Here is a 13,636-nt window from a genome sequence, read left to right as displayed (position 1 = left end):
CTCAGTGGAGTGATCGGCGGCGGGCGGGCGCCCGGTTCATAGAGCGCCCGCCCGCCGGTGGGGGCTCAGCGGTGGCGCGCCCACTTGTGGGCGTACGGGCAGCTGAGCCGGTGGTGCTGGTAGAGCGGCTGGTCCCGGTCACGGGCGCCAGCGGCTTGGTTCGGCCCCAAGACCCCGGCGTGCACGCCCTTGCGATCAGCCGACAGCAGGACGTTTCCGGCCGGGACTGGCTCGGCGTCGAGGGGCATCTGGTGCCCCTTGCCGGTGGTGGCCCACACGATCGACGCCCGGCAATCGGGGCACTGGGTGATGTGGGAATCGAGCGGGCTCATGACGTGACACCTGGGCATTCACCGGTTTTCCACAAGGCTGTGGATAACCCGCGGGGCCTGGTGATGGAGATGAGCAAGGCCCCCGGCGCATCGAAGTGCTGGGCGTGCTCGCCGACACCGAACTCGATGCGCACCCGTCCGTTTGCTGGTCGCGCGATCGACGTGATGCTGTGGACCTTGGTGCGCCCCGCCGGGAACAACACGATGTGGTCAGCCTCGACAACCGTGGCAATCGGCACGCGGCGCACGCCGGCCAACGTGCTGGGCTTGCGCGCGGTCACGCCAGTTGCCTGTCGAAGTCGGCATCGCAGCCCGGACACGAGTCGGTGAGCCGGTACCCGTGCGGGCAGTCGTACTGCTGGGCGAGCTGGCTGCCGTTCGTCGTGCTGATGAAGTACGCCGGGTACTTCCGGATGTCCGCCGGCGTCAGCGGCCTGGCCAAGATGTCGGCAGGTGGAGCAGGCGTTTGCGCGTCGCGACGGGCTTGAGCGGCGTCGCGTGCTTGCTTTCGGAGCTGGACGAAGTTCGTCATGGCGTCCCCCCGTGGCTCGGTGAGGCGGTCGGGAATGCGAAGGCGGACGGCGGCGTGCGGCTCGCAGTAGGAGCGGCCGAGGTATCCGCGCAGCTGCCACGCGCCGTCCGCGGGGCAACGCGTCCAGTCGCCGCCGTCGCACGAAAGCCCTGGCAGGGCAAGCGAGGCACGGCTGTCCTGCTCCAGGAGCTCGACATCGGTCAGCACGGCCATCACGCACCTGCCAGAGTGCTGATCACGCGCTGGTAGTTGTAGGAGACCGCGAGCGGCGCCTGCTCGGCGCGGATCGCGCGGCCAACGGTGCGCAGAAGCGCAGCCAGCGCCTGCTGCTGCTCGACGCTCAAGGGCGCATTGGACTCGATGCGGCGCAGCGCAGCGGCGTACACGGGGTCGGCCGCGGGGTGGCCGGTAAGGTATTGCGTCGTCACAGGAGGACTCCGTTCCGTTGTTCCTGTGGTGAGCGGGTCGGCGTGGCGGCGTCGGCCCGCGTTTTCGTTGGTGCCTGGTGTGATCAGGCGGCGGTCAGGCCCCTCCGTCGGCTGGGCTTTTCACCGCGGATCCAGGTGTCGACGTCATCGCGGTGGATCCGCCAGGTCCCGTTCACGCAGGCCTGGAAGCCTCGGAGTTGGCTGCGGCGCAACGCCGTCAGCACGAACTTCCGGTCGTGGCGCGAGTACGTGGCGACTTCCTTGACGGTCATCCAGGGGCTCGGGCTGGCCTCGTTCACGCCGCACCGACCCGGGCGTTGCTGACCGTCTGGTCCAGCTGGGATTTGGTCGGACGCGGCGGGGGCACGGGACGGCTCGGCTGCGGGTGCGAAGTCGGGTTCGCCGCGCAGGTGTCTGTAGCCGTTGCCAGCTGCCCGCTGTCCTTCATGACCTGCTCGATCGGCAAGTCGAGGACCCGAGCGATGCGGTAGAAGATCGCGGGCTGGGCGGTGTTCTTGTTCGTTTCGAGGTTGTAGACGTGCTGGTACGAGCGGCCGATCTCCTCCGCCAGCTCGCTGCGCGTCATCCCCAGCTGCTCCCGCTTGATGCGGATGTTCTGTCCGTGGGGCTCTGCCATGTCAGACAGATTAGGACAGTTTGGAAGACCAGGCAAGGCAATCTTGCTCTGTTCGGGGCGCTTCTTCGCTATTGCTCTTTCCAGAAGAGGACAGAAGAGGTATAAAGAGACCCAAGACCGGAAGGAGAGGCCATGAGGTACCTGAAACGGACAACCCGGCGGCGCCCGCCGTGCCGGGTGGACAGAACTCGACCGTCAGGGCACCCTTACCCCATGACCGCTGGAAGAGATTGGGAGAGGCTGTCCGATTTCGTCATCAGCTGGCGCGAGCGACTAAGCCTCGAACGGAGCGACCTCGCCGAGCGGATGAAGATGGACGCCAAGACCGTCCAGCGCATCGAGAACGGTCAATCCGTCCGCGCCACTTCCCTAGCCGCACTCGAGCGCGGCCTCGGCTGGAAGCCGGGCAGCGCCCGCACTGTGCTCGGCGGCGGCGATCCAGCACCGATCGACGAGCCCGAGGAAGAGCCAGAGGTTTCGCTCGACGACTTGCGCGCGACAGCGGAGTCGGCAATCAAGCTGGGCCAGGAGATGCTGGAGAAGCTCGATCAGCTCGAACGCCAAGAGCGACGACGGGCCATGTAGTCGCCCCGTAACCATTGGTGCACTCGAAGTAACGCAGTAGACCACGTGTTCGACATCGATTAGAGAGGAGACTGCGCAAAAGGAGCACGCCGGATGACGGAGAGTGATAGGCGGAAGGCTGACCTTCAAGCACGGGTCCAGTACCACGCCGATGCGGTGAAGGAACATGTCGCGGCGCTCGAAGCGATCAACAGCGAGATCGCAGCGCTCGAAGCAGCCGAAGCCGAGGGGCGTAAGCGCAACCGCTGGCTCCGCGCCGTCCCGGAGGTCTCCCTCGCAGCAACGCTCACCGGCGCGGCGGTGTGGGTCCACGACAAGGCCAACGAGCACCGCAGTGCCACGACTCTCTCAGGCCTCCTCGTAGCGGTGGGCGGGCTCGCCGCGCTCCTTTTGCTGACGCCGGCGGACACCGAAACGCCAGCAGCGCTTCCCCCACCGGCAGCACCGCGGTTTCTCCCGCCGGACGTCAGCACTCCGGTCAAGCCGATGCTCACGCCACAGCCCGACTACGACGGGCCAGCCGAACGCGAGTCGACGAGGCAGGTCATCGTCGCAGCCCAGCGCGAGCGGATCGATGAGCCAGCGCCGAGCCAGCCGTCCGCACCGCCGGACGCTCCCATCTCACAGCCTCCACGGCCGGAGGCACCGCCGGCCGACGGGCCGAGCACACCACCACGCCTGACACCGCCGGTCCCACCAGCAGCCACCGATGATCCGGGCGAGGGCAACAACGATCGGCGGGAAAGCCACCTCTGCCTGCGGGTTCACCTTGACCCCGCTTTACATCTGAGCGCCTGCCTGGGCTGACCGGGGCCCGGCAGGCTTCACTTCGAAGGAAGGAAGCATGGCCAGTGCCGAGCAGTTACCGAGCGGCCGGTGGCGCGGCGTATACCGCGACGCTAACCGGAAAAAGAAGCATGTCCCGGGGACCTTCGAACGCAAACAGGACGCGCGCGAAGCAGCACAGGACGCGGAGGTAAGGGAACGCAGGAAGGCGGCGCGCGAGTCCGGCACGCTTTCCGCGAGAACCACCTGGGGTCACTGGTGGGAGGCCTTCAACGCGGAACGTGAATTCGATTCCGACACCGCGACCACCGAGTTCTACATCGTCAAGAACTACCTACTCCCCAGGTGGGCGGACGTCCCCCTCAACCAGATCACCAAGCCGGACATCCAGCGGTGGGTGGACAAGATCAAGCGCGGCAAGTCGCCAAGCTACGTTCAGCGGATCTACAGCGTGTTCCGGGTGAGCATCACGGCGGCTCTCGACGAGGAGATCCTGATCGCCTCGCCGTGCGCCGGCGTCAAGATCCCGAAGCGGCAGAAGCGCGCCAAGGAGTACCTCTCCGTCGATCACACCGCCAAGATGGACAAGCATCTGACGGAAGATTACAAGGATGCCGTCGATTTCATGCTTGAGACCGGTTTACGCCCCGGCGAACTGACCGGGCTGCACGCTCATCGGGTCGATCGCTCCAGCGGCTGGCTACTGGTCGCCGAAACTTACGTGTTCAAGCGCAAGGAAATTCGACCCTGGCCGAAAGACAAGGACGCGCGGACGGTGCCCCTGAGCGCCAAGGCTGACGCCATTCTCGATCGCCGACTTGCGAGCCGAAACCTCAACGAGGGATGCGGAATCCCCCACATCGGCGGCGAAAAGTGCAGCCACCCGCTGGTGTTCCTGACAGCGAGTGGGCGGCCAATGAATCGGGACACGTTGAACTATCACCTGCGGAAGGCTTGCGACGCAGCGGGGATCACCAGGAAGACCGCCTACACCACGCGCCGCGGCTATGCGACCCGCCTTGCGGAGGCCGGCCTCGACGTCTTCGAACTCGCACGCCTGATGGGCCACGAGGACATCAAGCAGACGCAGGAGTACGTCCAGCAGACGTCGACGGCACGGACCCGCGTACTGCAGGCCCTGGGCGAGCACCAGCCGCTCCAAGCAGTGGACGGCGTGGGACACCGTGGGACCACGCGTGGGACCGACCTTGAACACTCGACCACCCCAGAGGCCCCCAAAGAATCCGCCTCTTAGGGGCTTCTACCTGCAAGAATGGGGCCAGAGAACACTATGCATCCCCATCCGCCCCTAACCGCCTTTTCCCAGGTCACGAACGGGATCTCACATGATGTACGTCCACGAGGAGTCGCGGCTGGCGCAGTCCGCGCACCTCGCGGAGTTCGTGCGGGGCTGATCTCGGCTTGCCGCTGGGCCCGCTCCGGTGGGCTCAGCGGCGTCGGGCTTCGACCAGCCAGGCCGCCGAGTCGTAGAGCACGCCGCGCTCGGTCTGGTGGTCGGCCAGGTCCGCGCGCAGGTCGGCGATGGCGCGGGACTTGTCGTCGGCGTCGAGGTCGGCGAGCAGCCAGGCGTGCTGTTCGGCGATGAAGTCGCACGCGTCGTCCACGTCGCGGCCGAAGTACATCGGTTCGGCGAGGTCGTGCAGCTGCACGTCGTCGAATCCGGCGGCCGACAGCAGTTCACGGACCGCGTCCGGGTCGCTCAGCGAGAACGGGCTCGGCCCGGTCGACGGTGGCAGCGGCAGCTCCCGTCCGGCGGCCAGCAGCGTGCGGAACGCGATCATCCACTCGATCCGCTCCACCGGCTGCCAGGTCAGCAGGGCCAGGCGGCCGCCGGGACGCACCGCCCGCGCGATGTTGCGGAACGCCGCGAGCGGATCGCCGAAGAACATCACCCCGTGTCGGCTGATCGCGACGTCGAAGTGCTGCTCCGGGAAGTCGTGCACCTGCGCGTCGACCTGCTCGAACGCCACGTTGGACAGCTCGTCGCGCGCGGCCAGCCGACGGGCCAGCTCGATCATGCTCGAAGACAGGTCCACGCCCAGCACCGAACCGTCGACCGCACGCCGCGCCGCGTCCCGGGTCGTCTGCCCGCTGCCGCAGCCGATGTCCAGCACCGTCGAGGCGCGGTCGATCTCCGCGGCGTCGAGGAACCTGTCCTGGTAGCCCGCGACGCCTTCATTGAAGCGGTCGGCGCGGGAAGTCCAGAATTCGCCCTGGTTCCCGTCCCACGCGCGCAGCTGGTCCACATTGGATGGATCGACCGCCGTGCTGTCGCTCATCGTTCCCCCAGAAGCTGTTTCGGAAAGAGCGCAGCCGTGAACCCTACGCGATTCGACCGGGAGATCAACCGGTTTTCCACCCCCGACGCCGAACGCTCGGCCGGGACACCCCGGCCGAGCGTTGGTCGATGCGCAGTCAGTGCGGCGCGACCTCCTGGACCTGCGCGTTGCCGTCCCAGTCGCCGTCCTGGTCCTGGTTGGCGTTGTTGGTCTGCGTCGGGCCGGTGTTGGCGGTGTGGCTGCCATCGCCCTGCTGCACCACGACCGAGGGCGAGTTGTTGTTGTTCGTCGGCTTGCTCACCTGGACTTCGTCCTGGTTCTGCACCTGGACCGGATAGCCGTCGGGACCGACCGCCTGGGCCTGGGTGTTGTCCTCCCAGTCACCGGCCTGGGCCTGGTCGGCGTTGTTGGTCTGCGTCGGCCCGGTGTTGGCGGTGTGGTCACCATTGCCCTGCTGCACCACGACCGACGGCGAGACGTTGTTGTTCGTCGGCTTGCTCACCTGGATCTCGTCCTGGTTCTGCTGCTGCGTCGGAGAGCCGCCGGGATCGTCGCCGGCCATCGCCGTGGCCGTCGCTCCCAACAGCAGCGGGACGCTCACCGAGATGACGGTCAGCACGCGCTTCGCAGTGCGCATCAGGACACTTCCTTCCATGAGAACTGGATCTGCGGCAACGAACTTCGCGCCGATCAATTCAGACCGGGGAATCAGCTCGAAATACTCCACCGATCTCGCATCGAATACTGTATCGCCAGCGCCGCAAAGCACTGCAACTCGAACTCGACGCACTCACCTCATGCGATGAAGTGATGTCCCCGAAATGCGCACCACCAAGATCCCACGAAACCATCATCATCCCAGCTCAGACCGTCCAATCAGGTCAGATTGAGACATACTGAGAACTTGCCCGAATACCCCCGGTCAGCCTCCGCGCATGAATTACAGCCGAACAGATTATCTCCATTCGAATGAACCCGAAAGAATCGCGAAAACAATTCCACTCGTGACGCCGGCGCATCGATTTACCGACAAGGACGATGTCGATCGAGGCCACAACAGCTGCGGAACGCACCCCACCCGGGTGAGCTCCTGGCCGAGCACGGCTCAGGAGCGCTCCTTGTCGTGGCTGAGGAGGAAGACCTTCGGTGCGACGCGCTCCATGTTTCCGTCCCGCGCGACGACCATGCCCGCCGCGAAGTCGATCAGCTGTATCGCCTCGGTGTTCGTCAGGGCAGTCAGGTCCATCAGCACGGCATTGCCCTGCCGGAAGTAGTCGCCGACGTGGTAGACGTCGGCGTAGTTCTGCGGGTGCAGCGTCTTGACCACACCACCAGTCTTACTTGCCCCGGCAGGAAGTCAACTGCAAGCACATCTGCCCAGCTCAACCTCACGGCACGGCCTCCTGCTCTCACCGCGGAGGGGCGAGCGAGACCAGCGCGGCGGGCCGCACCGCACCGGCGGCAGCCGAGCCGTTCAAGAGGTCGGCCAGGTCGTGGGACGGCGCCTGCTCGTCGGTCGGGACCGCTGCTGTGATCCGGTCCAGCCGGAAACCTCGGCCGGCCTTCCGCGCGCGGCACCAGGCGATGAGGTACCACCTGCCGTTGGCGGTGAGCAGTCCGGCGGGCTCCACTTCGCGGTCGCTCTCCCGCCCCGCCTCATCGGTGTAGGACAACAGCAACACCGTGCCGCTGGCGAGGGCTTGTTCCACCGCGGCCCGGACCGCCCCCTCGGTCCGGGCCGGCAGTGCGACGATCCGCGCGGCGAGCCCCTGCGCCGCGACCGAGGCGGGTCCGGTCATCGAAGCCGCGATCTTCTGCGATGCCGTGCGGGCCGCGCCTGCGAAAGGAGCTGAGGCGTCGGACACCGCGAGCGCGGCGACCAATGCCGAGGCCTCGTCTGCGGTGAAGCGGATCGGGGGAAGGGTCATCGCCGGGTCGATCGACCAGCCCCCGCCTCGTCCTGGTGTGGTGCGCACCGGGACACCGGTGTCCATCAACGTCTGGAGATCGCGCTGCACAGTGCGGGTGCTGACCTCGAACCGCGCGGCGAGCGCCGCGACCGTCAGCGTCCGCGGGGCCACCGCGCGCAACTCTTCCACCAGTGCGTAGAGCCGAGCAGTCCGGTTCACGCGGTCGACGCTACCGTCACGCGCCGGCCAAGAAGTCCTGCTCGCGCTGCTGTTCCCGCTCGGTGATGGTCAACGGGAACAGGGTGAAGCCGTGCATCGCGCCGACGACGACGCCGAGCTGCACGGGTGCCCCCGCCGCCTGCCACCGCGCTGCCAGGAAGAGCGAGTCGTCCAGCAGCGGATCTTCGGTGCCGACGACGATTCGGGCCGGCGGCAACCCGGCCAGGTCTGCGTACAGCGGCGAGACCTCCGGGTCGCGGCGGTCCTCCGCTCCCATCCCCGGCGTGAAGCGTTCGTAGCTGCGCCGCAGCGAGTCGGTGTTGCTCAGCAGTTGCCTGGACCCGAATAGCCGCTGGCTCGGTGTCATCGACAGGTCGTACGGGCCGAAGGTCAACTGGGCCGCCCGGTACGCGCCGGTGATGCCGTGCCGGTCGCGGAGGCGCAGCAGCGTCAGGACGCTCAGGTGGGCGCCGGCCGATTCGCCGCCGATCAGCAGCCGTCGGGTGCCGAACTCGGCCGCGGCGTGGTCCACCAGCCACCGGGCAACCGCTTCGCAGTCGTCGGGCCCGGCCGGGAACGGGTGCTCCGGTGCCAGCCGGTATTCCACGCTCACCACCGCCAGCCGAGCCTGCTCCGCCAGCCGCCACAGCTTCTCGTCCTGCCCTCCCGCAGCGCCGATTGCCCAGCCACCGCCGTGGATGTGCAGGTAAACGCCGTCGACGTGGTCCGGCACGAAGGCCCGGACCGGCACCCCGCCCGCCACGACGCGGTCCTGCCCCTGCGGCAGCCTCACCGGTGGGGCATCGCCGCCCAGCCGGTTGCGCCGCAGCAGTTCCAGTGCGGTCGCATCCGGCACTTCGCCACGCGACGGACGGGCGGTCTCGAACTGCTCGTTGAACGCGGAGGTCTCGGCGAGGCAGTCCTCGTCAGTGATCGTCATGCGCCGACAGTCGCAGCTGTCCGCGACAACACCATGTCACCCTTTTCCGGTGAACTGGATCACAACAGGGGTGTCGCGGGCGGTGCCGTGAGTGGTGGGGGTTCGGCACCGCCCGCAACCCCCGTGGTCAGGGCAGGTCGCGGCGGACCGCTTCCGCTGCGCTGACCAGGTTCTCCAGGGCCGGCTCGACCTCCGCGTAGCCGCGGGTCTTCAGGCCGCAGTCCGGGTTCACCCACAGGCGGTCCGCCGGGACCGCGCGCAGGGCCGCCCGGAGCAGGTCGGTCACCTCCGCCGCGTCCGGCACCCGCGGCGAGTGGATGTCGTACACGCCCGGTCCGACGCCGCGACCGAAGCCGACCGCGTTGAGGTCGTCGAGCACCTCCATCCGCGAGCGGGCCGCTTCGATGCTGGTCACGTCGGCGTCCAGCGCCACGATCGCGTCGATCACGTCGCCGAACTCCGAGTAGCACAGGTGCGTGTGGATCTGGGTGGAGTCGCTGACGCCCGAGGTGGCCAGGCGGAACGCCGACACCGCCCACTCCAGGTACGCCGCGCGCTGGGCCGCGCGCAGCGGGAGGAGTTCGCGCAGCGCCGGCTCGTCCACCTGGATCACCCGGATCCCGGCCGCTTCCAGGTCCTGGACCTCGTCGCGGATGGCCATCGCGACCTGCGCGGCGGTGTCGGCCAGCGGCTGGTCGTCGCGGACGAACGACCAGGCCAGGATGGTGACCGGCCCGGTGAGCATGCCCTTGACCGGTTTCGCCGTGAGCTTCTGCGCGTAGGTCGCCCACTCGACGGTCATCGGCTCCGGCCGGTGCACGTCGCCGTAGAGGATCGGCGGCCGCACGCACCGGGATCCGTAGGACTGCACCCAACCGTTGGCGGTGCTGATGAACCCGTCCAGGTGCTCGGCGAAGTACTGCACCATGTCGTTGCGCTCGGGTTCGCCGTGCACCAGCACGTCGAGGCCGATCGATTCCTGCAGTTCGATCACGCGCTTGATCTCGTCGCGCATCCGCTGCTGGTAGCTGGCCCGGTCGATGCGCCCGCGCTGGAACGCCGCGCGCGCCTTGCGAACGTCGGTGGTCTGCGGGAACGAACCGATCGTCGTGGTCGGCAACGGCGGCAGCTGCAAGGACTTCTGCTGCGCCGCCCGCCGCTCCTGGTAGTCGCCGCGCTGCGAGTGCTCCGGCCGCAGCGACTCCAGCCGCGCGCGGACGCGGTTGTTTCGCACGCGCGTGGCACCCGCCCGGTCGGCGATGGCTTCGCGGGCCGCGGAGAGCTCGGCGACCACGGCGTCCCGACCGTCCCGCAGCGCACGCCCGAGGACGACGACCTCGTGCACCTTCTGCTCGGCGAAGGCCAGCCAGGACTTGACCTGCGGATCGATGTCCTCGACCTCGACGTCGTAGGGCACGTGCAGCAGCGAGCACGAGGTGCTCACGGCGACCTCACCGGCCAGGCCGAGCAGGGTGGCCGCCGTGGTGAGCGCGCGGTCGAGGTCGGTGCGCCAGATGTTGCGCCCGTCGACGAGCCCGGCCACCAGCGTCTTGTCCCGCAGCCCCGGCACCCCGGACAGCGAATCCACAGTGGACGGATCGGTCACCAGGTCCGCGCCGAGCGCTTCGACCGGAGTGCCCGCCAGCACTCGCAGGGCCTCGGTGAAGTCGCCGAAGTACCCCGCTACCAACAACTTCGGCCGCGCCGACAACCCGCCCAGCTGCCGGTAGGCGTCACCCAGCGCCTGAAGCTGGTCGGGCGTGCGATCAGCGGCGAACGCGGGCTCGTCGAGCTGCACCCACTCGACCCCGGCGCGGTGCAGCTCGCGCAGCAGTTCCGCGTAGGCCCCGAGGAGCTCGGGCAGCTTGTCCAGCGGCCGGAAGGACTCCCCCGCGGTTGACTTGGCCAGCAGCAGGAACGTCAGCGGCCCGACCAGCACCGGGCGCGTGGTCACCCCGGCCTCCAGCGCCTCGCGGTACTGCTCGACGGGCGTGCGGTCGGCCAGCGAGAACGTCGTGCCCGGACCGATTTCCGGGACCAGGTAGTGGTAGTTGGTGTCGAACCACTTGGTCATCTCCAGCGGCGGCACCGCGTCCGCACCGCGCGCCATCGCGAAGTAGGTGCCCAGCGATCCGAGCCCGAGTTCCGCGTAGCGCTTCGGCACCGCGCCGAAGGTGACGGCGGTGTCGAGGACCTGGTCGTAGTAGGAAAAAGTGTTGCCGGGCACCGAGTCCAGACCTGCGTCGCGCAGCCGGCGCCAGGTGTCGATGCGCAGGTTCCGGGCGGTTTCGCGCAGTTCCGCCTCGCTGGAACGGCCCGCCCAGCAGCTCTCCAGGGCCCGCTTCAGCTCTCGCCGCGGGCCGATCCGGGGGTACCCGAGTACGGTCGATCCGATCTTGCCGGTCAAGTCCTCACCTCGCGAGCTCGACATCAGGGGTGCCGAGGTCGTGCGGGCGTGGACCAGCGGGCAGGCAGCAGCCGCTCGTCGGCCAGGTCCTCCCGCGAGACCTCGGACCGCGCCCACCGGTCGGCGGGCGCACCGGTGGCAGGTCTTCGGACTCGCGGGCGTTCTCCGAACTCGGAGGCTCCTACTGGCCGTCGCTTCCCAGACGTCGAAGTCCAGTGCTCGATGACGGCGGTCGTTCCCGCTCACCGCTGCGGGGCAGTCCCGGATTCGCACCGGGTTCCCTCTTGCCTCGCCCCCTCCCGGGTCACCGGAAGCGGGCGAACCACCAGCACTGCCAAGGCTATCGACCAGACCCCCGTTGGCAAGGGCCGTTCAGCATCCGGCCACCGGCCACGGCCCCTGAAGTCGATCTACAGCGCGGTGAGATCCACGCCACACGCGATCAGCCGACCCAACAGGATGTAGTATATGTACTACATCTCGACGGATAGGAACGACAGAAAGTACTGGGGAGATGACGGCTGCTAGCGATCACATATCGCCACCCGTGCTCGACGTCCGCGACCTGCGGATGAGCTACGGGACGACGGACGTGCTCAAGGGCGTCGACTTCACCGCGCGTCGCGGTGAAGTCCTGGCGATCCTGGGGCCCAACGGAGCGGGCAAGAGCACCACCATCGAGATCCTGGAGGGCTTCCGGATGCGGTCGGGCGGCGACGTCCGAGTCCTCGACACCGACCCGGCGCACGGCGACGAGCGCTGGCGGGCGCGGCTCGGCGTCGTGCTCCAGTCCTGGCGCGACCACGGCAAGTGGAAGGTGCGCGAACTGCTGTCGCACCTGAGCAGCTACTACACGCCCTTCCGCGAACCGTGGAACGCCGACGAGCTCGTCGACGCGGTCGGCCTGACCGAGCACGCGGACAAGCGCATCCGGCAGCTCTCCGGCGGGCAGCGGCGCCGGCTGGACGTGGCGATCGGCATCGTCGGCCGCCCGGAACTGCTGTTCCTGGACGAGCCGACGGTCGGCTTCGACCCGCAAGCCCGGCGCGAATTCCACGACCTGGTGCACCAGCTCGCCGACGAGGACACCACCGTCCTGCTCACCACGCACGACCTGGACGAGGTGGAGAAGCTGGCCGACCGGATCCTGATCCTGGCCGGCGGCCGCATCGTCGCCGACGGCTCCGCCGACCAGCTCTCCCGGCAGGTCGCCTCCGATTCCGAGATCAAGTGGTCCGTCGACGGCCAGCGGTACGTGCACTCCGCCGCGGACGCGACCGGCTTCGTCCGCGAACTGCTCGCGCAGCACGGCGAAGCCGTCACCGACCTCGAAGTGCGCCGGGCGACCTTGGAGGACACCTACATGGCACTGGTGCACGCGCACGAGTCCGGGCGCAGCGAGACCGCTGCGCTGCAGTTCGCGAACGCGGGGGTGAAGCGGTGAACGCCAACGTGGTGCGCCTCGGCTTGCAGCGCGGGTGGATCGAGTTCCGCCAGACCTTGGCCAACCGGCAGGACCTGATGAGCTACCTGCTGCCGACCCTGGTCCTGCTCGTGGTGCTGTTCAACCAACGCGATTCGGAGCTCAACGTCGTCTCGGTCGGGGCGAGCAGCGTGCCCGGCGTGCTCGGCATGACCATCGCGTTCGGCGGGCTGGTCAGCATGGGGCAGCTGATGGTCACCGAACGCGAGGACGGCACGCTGCTGCGCGCCAAAGCCGTGCCGCACGGCATGATGGGCTACCTGATCGGCAAGATCGTGCTGGTCAGCGGCATGACCTTGGTCAGCATGGCGATCCTGCTGATCCCGTCCCTGGTGATGTTCGAGGGCTTCGAGCTCGGCTTCGGTTCGTGGGCGGGCGTGCTCGGGGTGACGGTGCTGGGTCTGGTCGCGACCATCCCGCTCGGGGCGACCTTCGGTTCGCTGCTGAACTCGCCGACCAGCATGGCGCTGATCCTGCTGCCGATGATCGGGCTGATCGTGATCTCCGGGATCTTCTTCCCGATCACCGTGTTCCCGGAGTGGGTGCAGTGGATCGCGCAGGTCTTCCCGATGTACTGGCTGGGCCTGGGCATGCGCTCGGCGCTGCTGCCGGACGCGGCGGTGACGGCCGAGATCGGCGAGTCCTGGCGGCACCTGGAGACTGTCGGGGTGCTCGGCCTGTGGGCCGTGGTCGGACTCGTGGTCGCCCCGGTGGTCCTGCGCCGGATGGCGCGGCGCGAGTCCGGTTCGAGCGTGGCGGCGCGGAGGGAGAAAGCCATGCAGCGCGTGCGCTGACGGCGGAGAGAACACGATGAGCGAGACGATCTACAACCGCATCGCGATGCTGCGCGCGGAACGGGGAACCTCCCGCCGCCAGCTCGCCGAAGCCCTCGGCGTGCACTACCAGACCGTGGGCTACCTGGAGCGGGGCGAGTACAGCCCGAGCCTCCACCTGGCCCTGCGCATCGCGGAGCACTTCGAAGTACCGGTGGAAGTGGTCTTCTCCACTAAGAGATTCCCGAAGCGCACATGGCAGCAGAAGATACCTTCGCCACCACCGAGAAGATGTCGACCTACC

General features: G+C 68.1%; 18 protein-coding genes and 1 riboswitch. Of the genes, 6 read left to right on the top strand and 12 right to left on the bottom strand.

Features of this window, described 5'->3' with window-relative positions:
- Positions 1-65 precede the first annotated feature (65 nt).
- From ABTZ89_RS04660 to ABTZ89_RS04635, 6 genes are all read right to left on the bottom strand, one after another.
- Entirely contained in the window at positions 66-332 is a 267-nt protein-coding gene (locus tag ABTZ89_RS04660) for a hypothetical protein (protein WP_351040157.1), read from the bottom strand.
- Complete coding sequence (locus ABTZ89_RS04655) at positions 329-613, bottom strand: hypothetical protein (protein WP_351040154.1); 285 nt, start codon at positions 611-613, stop codon at positions 329-331. The genes ABTZ89_RS04660 and ABTZ89_RS04655 overlap by 4 nt, the downstream gene beginning before the upstream one ends.
- The gene (locus ABTZ89_RS04650; protein ID WP_351040151.1) at positions 610-1,077 is read right to left on the bottom strand and encodes a hypothetical protein; all 468 of its coding nucleotides are present in this window, start codon (positions 1,075-1,077) and stop codon (positions 610-612) included. Before ABTZ89_RS04650 ends, ABTZ89_RS04655 begins: the two co-directional genes overlap by 4 nt.
- Positions 1,077-1,292 carry a hypothetical protein gene (locus tag ABTZ89_RS04645; protein ID WP_351040148.1) on the bottom strand — a complete coding sequence of 72 codons (216 nt, stop codon included), beginning with the start codon at positions 1,290-1,292 and terminating at the stop codon, positions 1,077-1,079. Before ABTZ89_RS04645 ends, ABTZ89_RS04650 begins: the two co-directional genes overlap by 1 nt.
- A gap of 83 nt (positions 1,293-1,375) precedes the next feature.
- Positions 1,376-1,591 (bottom strand): helix-turn-helix domain-containing protein, encoded by a 216-nt coding sequence (locus tag ABTZ89_RS04640; RefSeq protein ID WP_351040145.1) that lies wholly within the window; start codon positions 1,589-1,591, stop codon positions 1,376-1,378.
- Positions 1,588-1,929, bottom strand: coding sequence for a helix-turn-helix transcriptional regulator (locus ABTZ89_RS04635; protein WP_351040142.1), 342 nt, complete (start codon positions 1,927-1,929; stop codon positions 1,588-1,590). Before ABTZ89_RS04635 ends, ABTZ89_RS04640 begins: the two co-directional genes overlap by 4 nt.
- Positions 1,930-2,142: 213 nt before the next feature.
- Here ABTZ89_RS04635 and ABTZ89_RS04630 point away from each other — a divergent pair, with 213 nt between their 5' ends.
- The 3 genes from ABTZ89_RS04630 to ABTZ89_RS04620 all read left to right on the top strand — a co-directional run bounded on the left by ABTZ89_RS04630 (position 2,143) and on the right by ABTZ89_RS04620 (position 4,555).
- Complete coding sequence (locus tag ABTZ89_RS04630) at positions 2,143-2,514, top strand: helix-turn-helix domain-containing protein (protein ID WP_351040139.1); 372 nt, start codon at positions 2,143-2,145, stop codon at positions 2,512-2,514.
- A 93-nt stretch (positions 2,515-2,607) separates the two neighbouring features.
- Complete coding sequence (locus tag ABTZ89_RS04625) at positions 2,608-3,321, top strand: hypothetical protein (protein WP_351040137.1); 714 nt, start codon at positions 2,608-2,610, stop codon at positions 3,319-3,321.
- Positions 3,322-3,358: 37 nt separating this feature from the next.
- Entirely contained in the window at positions 3,359-4,555 is a 1,197-nt protein-coding gene (locus ABTZ89_RS04620; protein WP_351040134.1) for a tyrosine-type recombinase/integrase, read from the top strand.
- 193 nt (positions 4,556-4,748) lie between these two features.
- Here ABTZ89_RS04620 and ABTZ89_RS04615 read toward each other — a convergent pair whose 3' ends face one another.
- The 6 genes from ABTZ89_RS04615 to metE all read right to left on the bottom strand — a co-directional run bounded on the left by ABTZ89_RS04615 (position 4,749) and on the right by metE (position 11,076).
- A complete protein-coding gene (locus tag ABTZ89_RS04615; RefSeq protein ID WP_351040132.1) occupies positions 4,749-5,600 on the bottom strand; it encodes a class I SAM-dependent methyltransferase in 852 nt (283 codons plus the stop codon).
- 136 nt (positions 5,601-5,736) lie between these two features.
- Complete coding sequence (locus ABTZ89_RS04610) at positions 5,737-6,237, bottom strand: hypothetical protein (protein ID WP_351040130.1); 501 nt, start codon at positions 6,235-6,237, stop codon at positions 5,737-5,739.
- 468 nt (positions 6,238-6,705) lie between these two features.
- On the bottom strand, positions 6,706-6,927 hold the full coding sequence (gene sepF, locus ABTZ89_RS04605) for a cell division protein SepF (protein WP_270950058.1): 222 nt from the start codon (positions 6,925-6,927) through the stop codon (positions 6,706-6,708).
- Positions 6,928-7,009: 82 nt separating this feature from the next.
- Positions 7,010-7,729, bottom strand: coding sequence for a helix-turn-helix transcriptional regulator (locus tag ABTZ89_RS04600; protein WP_351040127.1), 720 nt, complete (start codon positions 7,727-7,729; stop codon positions 7,010-7,012).
- 16 nt (positions 7,730-7,745) lie between these two features.
- Entirely contained in the window at positions 7,746-8,669 is a 924-nt protein-coding gene (locus ABTZ89_RS04595) for an alpha/beta hydrolase fold domain-containing protein (RefSeq protein WP_351040125.1), read from the bottom strand.
- Between the two features lie 127 nt (positions 8,670-8,796).
- Complete coding sequence (metE, locus tag ABTZ89_RS04590; RefSeq protein ID WP_351040122.1) at positions 8,797-11,076, bottom strand: 5-methyltetrahydropteroyltriglutamate--homocysteine S-methyltransferase; 2,280 nt, start codon at positions 11,074-11,076, stop codon at positions 8,797-8,799.
- Positions 11,077-11,196: 120 nt separating this feature from the next.
- Positions 11,197-11,418: riboswitch (cobalamin riboswitch) on the bottom strand.
- Between the two features lie 172 nt (positions 11,419-11,590).
- Between metE and ABTZ89_RS04585 the strand changes: the two genes are divergently transcribed.
- The 3 genes from ABTZ89_RS04585 to ABTZ89_RS04575 form a co-directional block, all read left to right on the top strand.
- Positions 11,591-12,520: an ABC transporter ATP-binding protein gene (locus ABTZ89_RS04585; RefSeq protein ID WP_351040119.1), complete on the top strand. Its 930-nt coding sequence runs from the start codon at positions 11,591-11,593 to the stop codon at positions 12,518-12,520.
- Complete coding sequence (locus ABTZ89_RS04580; RefSeq protein WP_351040116.1) at positions 12,517-13,353, top strand: ABC transporter permease; 837 nt, start codon at positions 12,517-12,519, stop codon at positions 13,351-13,353. The genes ABTZ89_RS04585 and ABTZ89_RS04580 overlap by 4 nt, the downstream gene beginning before the upstream one ends.
- Before the next feature lie 16 nt (positions 13,354-13,369).
- Positions 13,370-13,636 (top strand): helix-turn-helix transcriptional regulator (locus ABTZ89_RS04575; RefSeq protein ID WP_351040113.1); only part of this gene is annotated, 267 nt, incomplete at its 3' end.

The sequence above is a fragment of the Saccharopolyspora sp. NPDC002686 genome, assembly GCF_040295745.1.
Lineage (GTDB): Bacteria > Actinomycetota > Actinomycetes > Mycobacteriales > Pseudonocardiaceae > Saccharopolyspora > Saccharopolyspora oryzae.
This window is presented reverse-complemented; position numbering and strand designations above follow the sequence as displayed.